Annotated in this window: 12 protein-coding genes; 9 read left to right on the top strand and 3 right to left on the bottom strand. The window is 61.5% G+C overall.

Translation table 11 applies throughout. The features are described 5' to 3' along the window. The first annotated feature begins 110 nt into the window (after window positions 1–110). Both ACFOW7_RS01680 and cysM read left to right on the top strand, forming a co-directional pair. Window positions 111–422, top strand: a complete 312-nt coding sequence (locus ACFOW7_RS01680; RefSeq protein WP_378160336.1) for a ComEA family DNA-binding protein — start codon at window positions 111–113, stop codon at window positions 420–422. A gap of 200 nt (window positions 423–622) precedes the next feature. Beyond that, the gene (cysM, locus tag ACFOW7_RS01675; protein ID WP_378160334.1) at window positions 623–1510 is read left to right on the top strand and encodes a cysteine synthase CysM; all 888 of its coding nucleotides are present in this window, start codon (window positions 623–625) and stop codon (window positions 1508–1510) included. A 124-nt stretch (window positions 1511–1634) separates the two neighbouring features. Here the strand turns inward: cysM and ACFOW7_RS01670 are convergent, their stop codons facing one another. Further along, on the bottom strand, window positions 1635–2711 hold the full coding sequence (locus ACFOW7_RS01670; protein WP_378160332.1) for a D-alanyl-D-alanine carboxypeptidase family protein: 1077 nt from the start codon (window positions 2709–2711) through the stop codon (window positions 1635–1637). Between the two features lie 330 nt (window positions 2712–3041). On the opposite strand from ACFOW7_RS01670, the gene ACFOW7_RS01665 reads away from it, so the two are divergent. The 6 genes from ACFOW7_RS01665 to ACFOW7_RS01640 all read left to right on the top strand — a co-directional run bounded on the left by ACFOW7_RS01665 (window position 3042) and on the right by ACFOW7_RS01640 (window position 8578). Then, on the top strand, window positions 3042–4808 hold the full coding sequence (locus ACFOW7_RS01665; protein ID WP_378160330.1) for a PHA/PHB synthase family protein: 1767 nt from the start codon (window positions 3042–3044) through the stop codon (window positions 4806–4808). Window positions 4809–4878: 70 nt separating this feature from the next. Continuing rightward, window positions 4879–6060, top strand: coding sequence for an acetyl-CoA C-acetyltransferase (locus ACFOW7_RS01660; protein WP_378160328.1), 1182 nt, complete (start codon window positions 4879–4881; stop codon window positions 6058–6060). A 323-nt stretch (window positions 6061–6383) separates the two neighbouring features. Beyond that, window positions 6384–6887, top strand: a complete 504-nt coding sequence (locus ACFOW7_RS01655) for a helix-turn-helix domain-containing protein (RefSeq protein ID WP_378160327.1) — start codon at window positions 6384–6386, stop codon at window positions 6885–6887. 273 nt (window positions 6888–7160) lie between these two features. After that, on the top strand, window positions 7161–7364 hold the full coding sequence (locus ACFOW7_RS01650; protein WP_378160326.1) for a DUF3460 family protein: 204 nt from the start codon (window positions 7161–7163) through the stop codon (window positions 7362–7364). 131 nt (window positions 7365–7495) lie between these two features. Continuing rightward, window positions 7496–7891, top strand: a complete 396-nt coding sequence (locus ACFOW7_RS01645) for a DUF3703 domain-containing protein (protein WP_378160324.1) — start codon at window positions 7496–7498, stop codon at window positions 7889–7891. A 36-nt stretch (window positions 7892–7927) separates the two neighbouring features. After that, window positions 7928–8578 carry a thiol:disulfide interchange protein DsbA/DsbL gene (locus ACFOW7_RS01640; RefSeq protein ID WP_378160322.1) on the top strand — a complete coding sequence of 217 codons (651 nt, stop codon included), beginning with the start codon at window positions 7928–7930 and terminating at the stop codon, window positions 8576–8578. 470 nt (window positions 8579–9048) lie between these two features. Here the strand turns inward: ACFOW7_RS01640 and ACFOW7_RS01635 are convergent, their stop codons facing one another. Beyond that, a complete protein-coding gene (locus ACFOW7_RS01635; RefSeq protein ID WP_378160320.1) occupies window positions 9049–9915 on the bottom strand; it encodes a prephenate dehydrogenase in 867 nt (288 codons plus the stop codon). Window positions 9916–9999: 84 nt separating this feature from the next. Here ACFOW7_RS01635 and ACFOW7_RS01630 point away from each other — a divergent pair, with 84 nt between their 5' ends. Next, entirely contained in the window at window positions 10000–10758 is a 759-nt protein-coding gene (locus ACFOW7_RS01630) for a type IV pili methyl-accepting chemotaxis transducer N-terminal domain-containing protein (RefSeq protein ID WP_378160318.1), read from the top strand. 3 nt (window positions 10759–10761) lie between these two features. On the opposite strand, the gene aroF is transcribed toward ACFOW7_RS01630, so the two are convergent. Then, window positions 10762–11778, bottom strand: a complete 1017-nt coding sequence (aroF, locus tag ACFOW7_RS01625; RefSeq protein WP_378160316.1) for a 3-deoxy-7-phosphoheptulonate synthase — start codon at window positions 11776–11778, stop codon at window positions 10762–10764. Window positions 11779–11921 lie beyond the last annotated feature (143 nt).

The following is an 11921-nucleotide window of genomic DNA, read 5'->3' as shown; positions in this document are numbered from 1 at the left end:
ACCTCGCCTTGCAGCGCGGCGATGGCAAGCGGCGACCCTATGCTGGCGACGTGTGCTTAGGCGAACCCTGCCGGCCACATTCCTTACCGTTTGCAACCAGGAGAACCACGATGCGAAAACTGTTTCCCGCGCTGTTTGCTGCCCTGCTGTCGGTGGCGACGCTTGCCACGGTCAATATCAATAGCGCGCCCCAGACCGAACTCGAAGGACTCAAGGGCATCGGCCCGGCCAAGGCCCGCGCCATCATCGACTACCGCAGCAAGAACGGCCCGTTCAAAAGTGTCGACGAACTGGAAAAGGTCAGCGGCATCGGCCGTGCCACGCTCGACAAGATCCGGCCCGAGATCAGCACCGGCACGCCCTCGGCTGCGGCCAAGCCCGTGACGCCGCCGGCCAGGAAAGCCGAGCAGAAAAAGCCTTGAAGGGCCGTTGGGCCGCAGCGGCATAAAAATTTGTCGAACTTTTTTGCCGGCCCCTCGTCGTATTGCCTGTTTTCTTCGTGTTTTGTAGCTCTCCCTGAGTATCGGCGCGTCTCTGACGTGCCCTCGCCCCGCCCCTGGCGGGGCTTTTGTTTTTACAGAACGGCTGTTGGATAATGGCAGCCCCATCACGGAGCCGCCCCATGTATTCCACCCTCGAAGATTTCGTCGGCAATACCCCGTTGGTCAAACTCAAGCGCTTGCCGCGCGGTCGGGGCAATGTGGTGCTGGCCAAACTCGAGGGCAATAACCCGGCGGGCTCGGTCAAGGACCGGCCGGCGCTGTCGATGATCCGTCGGGCCGAACAGCGCGGCGATATCCGGCCGGGCGACACCCTGATCGAGGCGACCTCGGGCAATACCGGCATTGCCCTGGCCATGGCCGCCGCGATGCGCGGCTACCGGATGGTGCTGATCATGCCCGAGCACCTGAGCGTGGAGCGGCGCCAGACTATGAAAGCATTCGGCGCCGAAATCATCCTGGTGCCGCAGAGCGTCGGGATGGAAGGCGCGCGCGATCTGGCTGACAGCATGCAGGCCGACGGTCGGGGCTATATCCTTGATCAGTTTGCCAACCCCGATAATCCGCTGGCCCATTACGAAGGCACCGGTCCCGAAATCTGGCGCGATACGGGCGGCCGCGTCACCCATTTCGTCTCCAGCATGGGCACCACCGGCACCATCATGGGGACCGGGCGTTTTCTCAAGGAACAGAACCCCAATATCCAACTGATCGGCGTACAGCCCTGCGACGGCGCGCAGATCCCCGGCATCCGCAAATGGGCGGCCGAGTATGTGCCGAAAATCTGCGATTTTTCGCGTATCGACCGCCTCATCGAAGTCGATCAGCAGGAATCCGAAGCGATGATGCGCCGGCTCGCCAGCGAGGAAGGCATCTTCGGCGGCGTCTCCTCGGGCGGGGCGATGGCAGCGGCACTGAAGCTCGACGCCGAAGTCGAGAATGCCACCATTGTCTCGATTGTGTGCGACCGGGGCGATCGTTATCTGTCTACCGGGGTCTATCCCGACTGAAGAAGTACTTATTCTTCGTATAAAGCCTCAAGGAGTCTTGCGGCTTTATTGCATTAAATTTTCCTTTTACCTCATCTGGCCAAAAAGCAAGGCGCCCTGAGGCGCCTTGTCGGGGGATGGCCGCTCAGCCGGCGCGCAACTTGGCGCCTGGGCTGGTTTCCAGCCAGCGTTTGATACCCCGGGCATCTTCGATCCGCGAAGTCTTGGTGCGTGAAGCAAGCAGCACCATGATCACCGGGCTGTCGTTGATCACCGCCTGCATCACCAGACACTTGCCGGCCTCGGAGATAAAACCGGTCTTCGATACCCCGATATCCCAGTTCTGCGCCTTGACCAGCGGATTGGTGTTATGGAAGGTGTACTCGCGCCCGTTCATGCTGGAGACGAAGGTGTAGCCATCACTGGTCGAGTAGCTGCGGATCTCGGGGTAGTGATGGGCCGCCTGCACCAGCCGCACCAGGTCTTCGGGCGTCGAGACATTGCCGCTGTTGAGCCCGGTCGGATCGACGAAATGGGTGTTGCGCATCCCAAGCGACTGAGCGGTGCGGTTCATCCGGGCGACGAAGGTCTCGAGTCCGCCCGGCGCCGTGCGGGCCAGCGCATGGGCGGCACGGTTTTCCGACGACATCAGCGCCAGATGCAGCATCTCGCCGCGCGTCAGGGTCGTACCGACCAGCAGACGCGAACCGCTGTATTTGAGGGTATCAACATCGTAGTCGGTGATCTGCACCAGCTCATCGAGCGGCAGATGCATATCGAGCACCACCATGGCGGTCATCAGCTTGGTGATCGACGCGATCGGCTGCACCGACTGGGCGTTCTTCTCGTAGATACGTTCGCCGCTGACTTCGTTGACCACCAGCGCTGCGCTCGAATAGAGGGCGAGGTCGCTGTCCAGCGTCGAAGGCAGGCTGGCGACGCGGGTAACGCGGGCACCGACCGGGCCGCGCTTGGCCAGCATCATCCCATGCTGGCTCTTACGGCTGATTTGCAGCCGCTGCTTGGCCGACAGTCGTTTGAAACTGACCTGGACTTTTTTGGAAGGGGTGCGGGCAGATTTGCCCTTAACGGCTGAACCAGCCGATTTGGCCGTTTTGGCCGATTTGGCACGAACCTTGCCACCAGCCTCGGCTTCCATCGGCACCATGATCAGGGCACAGGATACGAGGCCAACCAACAAGGCGGAGAAGCCAAATTTCATCACGCGTCTCCGTATAAAAGAGTTCCACCTGCCAGGGAGTATAGCAATGGCGGTCTGCAAAAACTCAAGCAAATCAATCGACAAGAGGCGCAACTTAATGCTTTGCTTCAACCGTCTCCCGCGGTGCTGCGGCGCCCTGCGATCACGCAGCGCTGATCCTACTGGAAACCCAGGCATTTAGGGGAAAACCGTCAGGCCCGGATGCATAAAATTTAGGCTTGTGCCGGATTTTCGCCCGCGCGTAGAATGCTGACGCGACTGACTTTGCTGCGTCGCAACACCCCTTTCGATCCAGCGCAAGAACGGGCCAAGCCCGCACGGGAGACAGCATTGAATCCATCGCATACCGAGCGCGGTAACAGCGCCAATGCCCTGCTCGACACCGAACGCCTCCAGGAATTCTTCGCCTCGATGACCACGGCCAACCGCAAGCTGGTCGAGACCTTCGTCAACGGCGTTCAGCCCAGTCACCCCGACACCCCGCCGCTCCAGCATCTGATGAACAATATGATGGGCGGTGCCAATCAATTATTTGAACTACAGAACCATTACTACCAGCGTCAGATGGACCTGTGGATGGGTCTGCTCGGCGTGGCAGAACGCCCCAAGATCGAGCCTGAGCGCGGCGATCGCCGCTTCAATGCACCCGAGTGGGAGCAATATCCGTTCTTCGACTACATCAAGCAGTACTACCTGCTGACCTCGAAATGGCTGCTGCAACTGGTGGACGGCGCCCCGGTCGATGACGAGCGGCGCGAGCGGATAGCCTTCTTCACCCGCCAGTATCTCGACGCCATCTCGCCGGCCAATTTCGCCCTGACCAACCCCGAAGTGATCAAGCTGGCCCTCGATACCAAGGGCGAGAGCCTGATCCAGGGGATGAAGAAGCTCGCCGAGGATATCGAGAAGGGCCATATCTCGATGACCGACGAGACGCTGTTCGAGATCGGTCGCAATCTGGCCGTCACGCCGGGTACGGTGGTGTTTGAAAATGCCTTGATCCAGTTGATCCAGTACACCCCGACCACCGACAAGGTCTACGAGCGACCGCTGCTGATCGTGCCGCCGGCCGTCAACAAGTACTACCTGATGGATCTGCAACCCGAGAACTCGATGGTGCGCTGGCTGGTCGAGCGTGGCTATACGGTGTTCCTGATCTCCTGGCGCAATATCCCGCCCGAACTGGGCCGGCTTGGCTGGGACGACTATGTCGAAACCGGGGTGATCGAGGCCGCGCGGGTGGTGCGCGAGATCAGCAAACAGGACAAGATCAATACGCTGGGCTTCTGTATCGGCGGGGTGATCCTGACCACCACCTTGCTGGTGCTCAAGGCGCGAGGACTTGATTGGATCGAAAGTGCCACCATCATGACGGCATTGATCGACCACAGCGACCCGGGCGACCTGAAGATGTTCGTCGACTGGGACATGATCCGTCAGCGCGAAGCCAAGTTCAAAGACGGCGGTCTGGTCAACGGCAAGGAATTGGCCCGGGTATTTTCGATGCTGCGTGCCAATGACCTGATCTGGAACTACGTCGTCAACAATTACCTCAAGGGCAAGACCCCGCCGCCGTTCGACCTGCTTTACTGGAACAACGACTCGGCCAATCTGCCGCTGCCGATGCATACCTTCTTCCTGCGCAATATGTACCTGGAGAACAACCTGGCCAAGCGCAACGGCATGACAGTATGCGGAGTGCCGATCGATGTGCGGCAGATCGAGCTGCCGGTCTATATTTTCGCCGCACGCGAAGACCATATCGTGCCGTGGAAATCGGCCTATCGCGGCAGCCAGCTGCTGGGCGGCCCGGTCCGCTTCACCCTGGGCGCCTCGGGCCATATCGCCGGTTCGATCAACCCGGTGACGCTCAACAAGCGTAACTACTGGGCCAACGACCAGCTGCCGCCCGATGCCGACGCCTGGTTCGACAGCGCCGAATCGAAGCCCGGCAGCTGGTGGCAGGATTGGGACCAATGGCTGGCCCCGCGCTCAGGCAAGCAGGTGGCAGCGCCCAAGAGCGCCGGCAACCGGCAGTACAAGCCGATCGAAGCCGCGCCGGGTCGCTATGTGCGTGAAAAGGTCAGCCCGGTCTGACAATCGGGATCGGTCTGGCGACCGACCGCTATAACCGCCTCAGGCGGATTCACCCAAGCAGGAGAAACTCATGAGCGAAGTCGTTATCGTCGCAGCCCAGCGCACCGCCATCGCCTCGTTCGGTGGCGCGCTGGCCAAGGTCAGCGCCCCCGAACTCGGCGCTGTCGTGATCAAATCGCTGCTGGAGAAGACCGGTGTCACGCCGGACCAGATCAGCGAAGTCATCCTGGGCAATGTGCTCACCGCCGGTCTGGGCCAGAATCCGGCCCGGCAGGCTCTGATCAAGGCCGGTCTGCCGGTCAGCATCCCGGCCATGACCATCAACCAGGTCTGCGGTTCGGGCCTCAAGGCCACCCATCTGGCCGTGCAGGCCATTCTGGCTGGCGACGCCGATATCGTGATCGCCGGCGGCCAGGAAAACATGTCACAAGCGCCCCATCTGCTGATGAACTCGCGCGACGGCATCCGGATGGGCAATGGCACGCTGGTCGATTCGATGGTCTATGACGGCCTGACCGACGTCTACAACCAATACCATATGGGTGTCACGGCCGAGAATATCGCCCAGAAATACGGCATCAGCCGCCAGGAACAGGACGAATTCGCTCTGGCCTCACAGCAGAAGGCCGAAGCGGCGCAAAAGGCCGGCCGCTTTGCCGCGGAAATCACCCCGGTGCTGGTGCCGCAGAAGAAGGGCGATCCGCTGGCTTTCGCCAACGACGAGTACATCAAGGTCGGCACCACCATGGAGGCACTGACCAAGCTGCGGCCCGCCTTCAACAAGGAAGGCACGGTCACGGCCGGCAACGCCTCGGGCATCAACGACGGTGCCGCCGCCGTGATGCTGATGAGCGCCGAGCGCGCCGCCCAGCTTGGTCTGAAGCCGCTGGCCCGGATCGTCGGCTACGCCTCGTCCGGGGTCGAGCCCAGCATCATGGGCATGGGTCCGGTACCGGCAACCCAGCGCGCGCTGCAACGCGCCGGCTGGACGCTCGATCAGGTCGATCTGATCGAGGCCAACGAAGCCTTTGCCGCCCAGGCGCTCGGCGTTGCCCGCGAACTCAAGTGGGATATGAACCGGGTCAACGTCAACGGCGGCGCCATCGCCCTGGGTCACCCGATCGGCGCCTCGGGCTGCCGTGTGCTGGTGACGCTGCTGCACGAAATGGAACGCCGCGCCGCCAAGAAAGGTCTGGCGACGCTGTGCATCGGCGGCGGTATGGGTGTGGCACTGTGTGTCGAGCGCGTCTGATCGGGCTCGCTGCCTGACCAGTCAGCGGGCGGGAGTGAGTAAGGAGGTCCACTTGGACCTCCTTATTTATTTTTGGATGTATCCAGCACCAATACTTGCAAACATTTTGCAGGTTATATTTATATCTACCCTATCCGCTCCCCTCACCACCCAGAATCCGTGGCATCCACCTGTTGTCCGGCTCGGACCCAAAACGTTTCGGACCCCCAGCAGAATAAGTCTCCGCCTTATTGGCTGATGGCCGTCCAGCGGGATAAGGCGAGCGATTCCAATTTTCGATCTGTTTGGCGATAATCTGCCGACACGATAGAGAGGAAACGCAGATGGCCCGTCCAGCGCAAGGCAAGGAACAGATCGAAGCGGCACGTGCACTGCTGAAGAACGCCAAGACGCCCAAGGAAGTCCGGCAGGCCCAGGCGGTTCTGTTGCCGCTGGAGCATGGGATGAGTCTGGAGGAAACCGCCAAAGTCCTGGGTATCTCGGCGCGCACGGTATCTCGGCTCAGGACCCAGTACGGCCAGGAACTCAAGGGAGAACGCAAACTCCCCCAGCCTCAGTCGGTGACCCGCAATCGCGCCTATACCACGCTGGCCGAGGAAGCGCGGATCCTGGACACGGTGCTGGCCGAAGCACAGCAAGACGGTGTGGTGATCGTGCCGCCGCTCAAGCCCAGGATCGAAGCGCTGCTGGGGCGAAGCGTCTCGCTGGCGACGGTCTACAAGATGCTGGCACGGCATGGCTGGCGCAAACCGGCAGCGGAGACGGCTCCGCCCAAGCGAGACGAAGCCTCTCGCCAAGCCTGGAAAAAGCATTCATCGGGCACCTGAGCCTGTGTGCGGCTGTGTGCGGGAAAGCTCGGCGCGAACATGGGGCGATGTCGGCTGAGCGCCTAGTTGAAGGCGGATCGACATAAGGAGCGTGCTCTCGTCCTGGACAGCAGAACAAAGAGTCAAGATGTTCATTTCCAGTGTTTTTGCTCTTGGCCTGCTCCCACTCTGGCTGCCATTTTGCAGACTATTTACCACCCAGCCACCCCGCCACCATCTGCGCCTGCAGACGGTATAATGGCCGGTTTCTACTCGTACCCGCCGGAGTTTCCCATGGCCCTTCTGAAAAAAGACACGACTTATGTGTCGGAATACACCAGCTTCATGAGCCAATTCCTGCAACAGAATCCCGAGGTGGCACAAGGGCAGATCGAAGGTCGTAACCTGCTGTGGGATAAGCAGATCGATCGCGAATTCCAGCAGCGCGCCAAAGACGCCAGCGTTCCGCAAAAGCCTTACGTCTACCAGCCGGACTAAGCAGGAATAAGCAGATTTCCTCAAACGGGGGCGGTCCAACAGGGCCGCCCCCGTTGTTTTGTCTGCCGCTTGACCCTGTAGCGGCTCCAGACCTTCTAATCGGGCCCATCGCCGCCGCCGGAGTGCCCGCCATGCCGACCCCGCTTCCCCCTGCCGCCGTCCAAGCCTGCCTTGCTGCGCTGAGCGAGGCCCAGGTCGAGCTGGCGGCGGCTCGTTATCCCGAGGCTTTCCAATTATTGGAGCGTGCCCATGTGCTGGGACAGCGCAAACTATCGCTGCACTGGGCAGTCCATTGCGCCATGTTGCGGGTAGCACTGGCGCAGCGCGACCGTCGGGAGATCGGCGGTCAACTGCTGCGCCTGCTGCTGACGCCACTGGGCCATCTGTTTGGCCGTCTGCCGCTTGGCAATACCGGCGGCAGCCGGGTCGATCCGTTTATGCCGATGCCGATTTCCGACGAATTGCGCGCGCTGCTGAACGGACAGACCGAACAAGCGCCTTCCCGAGGGATACCGGAAAACCGGTAATCCCGCTTCCCCACTCCACCAAGGAAAAATCCGCTCATGCATTTGCCAGCCCTGTTTGGTCGTTTTGTGATGATTCTGAGCCTGCTGTTCGTCGGCCGCTTTGCCCTGGCTGACGATGGCCACGGCCACGAGCCCGTCGTCACGCTGACCAAGCCTCAGCCGGTCGCCACCCCGGGCAAGATCGAAGTGATCGAATTCTTCTGGTATGGCTGCCCGGCCTGTAACGCCACCGAACCGGCCGTCGAAGCCTGGGAAAAGACCCTGCCCAAGGATGTGGTATTCCGGCGTGAACACGTCTTGTGGACCGGCCGCAGCGATATGGACGGCCACGCCAAACTGTTCAACGCGCTGTCGATGCTGAATCTGCTGCCGACTCACCATCGCGCCGTGTTCGATGCCATCCATCGCGACAAGCTCGAACTGCGCGACCAGGACACCTTGGCCAAATGGGTCGCCCAGCGCGGCATCGACCAACGGCGTTTCATGGCGGCCTATCAAGCCTTCGACATGAATGCCCGCCTCGACCGCGCCCGGAAGTTCGGCAAGGACTATCAACTCCAGAGCGTGCCGAGCTTTGTGGTCAATGGTAAATATCTGACGTCACCGGGCGCCGTGGGCGACCCGCAGAAGATGTTTGCCCTGATCGACCAATTGATCGCCCGCGAACGCAAGCTCATCAAGCGCTAAACATCTGTCAGCAAGAGAGCCTTTCTCCTTACTCATGGGCTCCAGAAATCACCAGTCCACCGAAGATGTCAGCCACAGGACGGATAACGCAATAGTGCCCGGGTCGTGGCTGACCCTCGTCCAAGGACCGATGAGGAGAAGCAGTTTCGGGCCTGACTGGCCTATGTGATCGATCCCGCTGGACGCCAAGTTGAAGGCAAGTTGGCCTTGATCGTGGCAGCGGCCGCGAAGGGTTTGGCCTCGCCCAGGACGCCGAACCCTGCGCGGCCGCAATGGCTTCATACTGTTCTATTAAAATATTCAGCAATATATCTACAAGACAGATTGCCCCCAAGAGCGGAATTAGAAAATTCTCCACTCCGGACAACCCAGCCATCGTCTGGGCTTGCTGACGGCGGTGGACAAGCCGGAGATCGAGCTTTTTCAGAGGGTCCGCGTCCAGTCCGGAACCGACCCGAACGCCCTCCCCTCTACAATCCCGAATGCTTCCCCCAGCGCTGCCGCGCCGCACTGGCGCGCTCGAACAGCTCGTGCAATGCAGCGCCGTCCGCAGCCTCCAGCGCTGCACGCAACGCTGTCAGCCTTGCCTCGAAAGCCGAGAGTTCGGCCAGCAAAGGCACTCGATTGGCCAGCGCAATATCCCGCCACATTTCGGCATGGCTGCCGGCGATCCGGGTGAAGTCGCGAAAACCGGTCGAGGCCAGCTCGAAACTTGCCTCGGCATGGGGCCGGTCGAGTACGCCGTTGACGTAGGAAAACGCCAGCAGATGCGGCAGATGGGACACGGACGCGAACACGGCGTCGTGCTCTTCGGTACTGAGCTGCACCAGCCGAGCCCCGCAGGACTGCCAGAGTCGGCCGACCAGCTCGACCGTGGCGGGGGCAGTTTCAGCCAGGGGACAGAGGACGACATGGCGGTCCTGGTAGAGACCGTAGCGGGCGGCAGAAGCACCGGACAGGTCGGAGCCGGCAATCGGATGAGCAGGCAGGCAACGTGGCAGATGGTCCGGGAGATGCTGACGATACAAGGCCGCCACATCGCGCTTGGTGCTGCCGGCGTCGGTGACGATGGTATGAGGGCCGAGCACCGGAGCGAGTCCGGCCATTACCCGGCCCATCTGTCCTACCGGGGTGGCGATCAGCACCAGATCGGCGTCAGCGGCGGCGGCATAGTCGCTGGTCGCCTCGTCGATCACCTGCAACTGCAAGGCCCGGGCCATATTCTCGGGCGAGCGGCCGATGCCCACCACCCGACGCACCAATCCTGCATGTTTGAGGTCGAGCGCCAGCGAGCCGCCGATCAGTCCCACCCCCACCACTACCAGCTTATCTATCATGGTTTCATCCTGCCTGCCGTCATCGCTGTGCAGTGAGAACGACTAAGCATGGTTATTTATCTATTTATCGATCCGGAGTCCCGCATGATCCGTCCTATTGCTGCCCTGTTGCTTAGCCTTGCCGTCTATGCGGCCGATCCGGCCCTATCGCAGGCGCCGGCACAGCGTATGTTGGCCGAGCGTATCGGTCGCGCCTATGCCGCCCTGGCGCTCGACCCGGGCAACCAGGACGCCCGCCGCCAGCTTGGCGACGCCATCCAGCGCTTCGAGCGCCAATTGGCCGAACTGCGACTGGCCAGCAAAACCCAGCCGGCGCTGGACGAGAACTACGCCTTGCTCGACCAGCTCTGGCAGGACTACAAACGGCTCGTCAGCGCCAGCCCGAGCCGCGATGGAGCGGCCAAGCTGTCCGAACTGTCCGAGGAAGTGGCCTGGATCGCCCAGAAAGGCGCCCAACTGGCCGAACAGGGCGGCAGCGGTGCCAGCCGGGCGGTGCAGCTCGCCGAAGATGCCGCCACCTTGTCGCAACGGCTGGCCAAGATCTATCTGTTACAGGCACTCGGGGTGAATAAGGGCTTTCTTCCCAAGGATCTGGCCGCCGCCCGGACAGAGTTCGAGCAGATCAGCAAACAGCTCAAGTCTCTGCCAGGGCTCAGTCAGCGTCTCAAGGACCAGATCGCCCTGATGGACAGCCAGTGGTTCTTCTTCCAGCAGGCCATCGACGAACTGGCCAAGAACCACAGCGACCGTCAGCTTCAGCGCAATGTCCAGACCACCAGCGAACGTATCCACGAAGTGGCCACCGGCCTGGCCGCCAGTTTTGCCCGGACGGCCGCCCCCTGAGGCTTACAGCTCGCGGCCGACTGCCGTGGCGATCAGGCGCAGCGAGACCATCAGCTCGTTCAGTTCCTGCGGGGTCAGCGCCTGGTCGGCATCGCACCAGGCTTCGCACGGATTGGGGTGCATCTCGACCAGCAGACCGTCGGCACCGGCGGCGATGGCAGCGCGGGCCAGGGCCGGCACCATCCAGGCCTTGCCGCCGGCATGGCTCGGGTCGATCAGCACGGGCAGATGGGTTTCCTTCTTCAGCATCGCCACGGCCGTGATATCGAGCACATTGCGGTAAGCGGTCTCGAAGGTACGGATGCCACGTTCGCACAGAATGATATTGTGGTTGCCGCCGGCGGCGATGTATTCGGCGGCCATCAACCATTCCGAGATGGTGGCCGACAGGCCGCGCTTCAGAATCACCGGCTTGTTGACCCGACCCACTTCCTTGAGCAGGTCGAAGTTCTGCATATTGCGTGCGCCGATCTGGATCACATCGACATCGTGTTCGAGGAAGGTATCGAGCATCCGCACATCCATCAGTTCGGTGACGATGGGCAGATGCTGCTCGCGGGCGGCAGCCTGGAAGTATTCGAGACCGGTAACGCCCAGGCCCTGGAAGGCGTAGGGACTGGTACGCGGCTTGAAGGCGCCGCCACGCATCATGCGACAACCGGCGGCACGCACGCCGGCGGCGGCCAGATGCATCTGTTCCTGAGTCTCGACCGAGCAGGGACCGGCGATCACTTGAATCTGGTTGCCGCCCAGCTTGACGCCACGGATATCGATCACGGTGCCGGTCGGGTGGTTTTCCCGCGCCACCAGCTTGTAGGGCTTGACGATATGGAGTGCCCGCTCGACCCCGACCATCTGCTCGAACGCCTGCTCCGACAGCGGGCGCTCGTCGCCGATGGCGCCGATCAGGGTACGTTCGGTGCCGCGCGAGACGTGTTCAGTCAGACCGGCCTGGCGGATCTTGGCCACCACGGCTTGCAACTGTTCTTCGGTGGCTTCGGGGGACATGACGATGATCATGGTGGTTTTTCCTTATGTAGAAAGCGACAACGGTAAAAAACATGCATAAAAAAAGGCGGGCCACTTTGGGCCCGCCTTCTGGTATTCCTGGTTTCCTGTCTGCGAAACCGGCCAGCCCGCTTAGCTAAGTAGGCGGGTAGTAA

The organism is Chitinimonas lacunae (assembly GCF_042650885.1).
Classification (GTDB): Bacteria; Pseudomonadota; Gammaproteobacteria; order Burkholderiales; family Chitinimonadaceae; genus Chitinimonas_A; species Chitinimonas_A lacunae.
Note: the sequence above shows the minus strand (reverse complement) of the source record. Positions and strands in the feature narration are given on the sequence as shown.

What these genes read in the sequence shown, in the direction of transcription:
- ACFOW7_RS01680 (WP_378160336.1), top strand. Translation starts at nt 111, where the DNA reads ATGCGAAAACTGTTTCCCGCGCTGTTTGCTGCCCTGCTGTCGGTGGCG.
- cysM (WP_378160334.1), top strand. Translation starts at nt 623, where the DNA reads ATGTATTCCACCCTCGAAGATTTCGTCGGCAATACCCCGTTGGTCAAA.
- ACFOW7_RS01670 (WP_378160332.1), bottom strand. Translation starts at nt 2,711, where the DNA reads ATGAAATTTGGCTTCTCCGCCTTGTTGGTTGGCCTCGTATCCTGTGCC.
- ACFOW7_RS01660 (WP_378160328.1), top strand. Translation starts at nt 4,879, where the DNA reads ATGAGCGAAGTCGTTATCGTCGCAGCCCAGCGCACCGCCATCGCCTCG.
- ACFOW7_RS01655 (WP_378160327.1), top strand. Translation starts at nt 6,384, where the DNA reads ATGGCCCGTCCAGCGCAAGGCAAGGAACAGATCGAAGCGGCACGTGCA.
- ACFOW7_RS01650 (WP_378160326.1), top strand. Translation starts at nt 7,161, where the DNA reads ATGGCCCTTCTGAAAAAAGACACGACTTATGTGTCGGAATACACCAGC.
- ACFOW7_RS01645 (WP_378160324.1), top strand. Translation starts at nt 7,496, where the DNA reads ATGCCGACCCCGCTTCCCCCTGCCGCCGTCCAAGCCTGCCTTGCTGCG.
- ACFOW7_RS01640 (WP_378160322.1), top strand. Translation starts at nt 7,928, where the DNA reads ATGCATTTGCCAGCCCTGTTTGGTCGTTTTGTGATGATTCTGAGCCTG.
- ACFOW7_RS01635 (WP_378160320.1), bottom strand. Translation starts at nt 9,915, where the DNA reads ATGATAGATAAGCTGGTAGTGGTGGGGGTGGGACTGATCGGCGGCTCG.
- ACFOW7_RS01630 (WP_378160318.1), top strand. Translation starts at nt 10,000, where the DNA reads ATGATCCGTCCTATTGCTGCCCTGTTGCTTAGCCTTGCCGTCTATGCG.
- aroF (WP_378160316.1), bottom strand. Translation starts at nt 11,778, where the DNA reads ATGATCATCGTCATGTCCCCCGAAGCCACCGAAGAACAGTTGCAAGCC.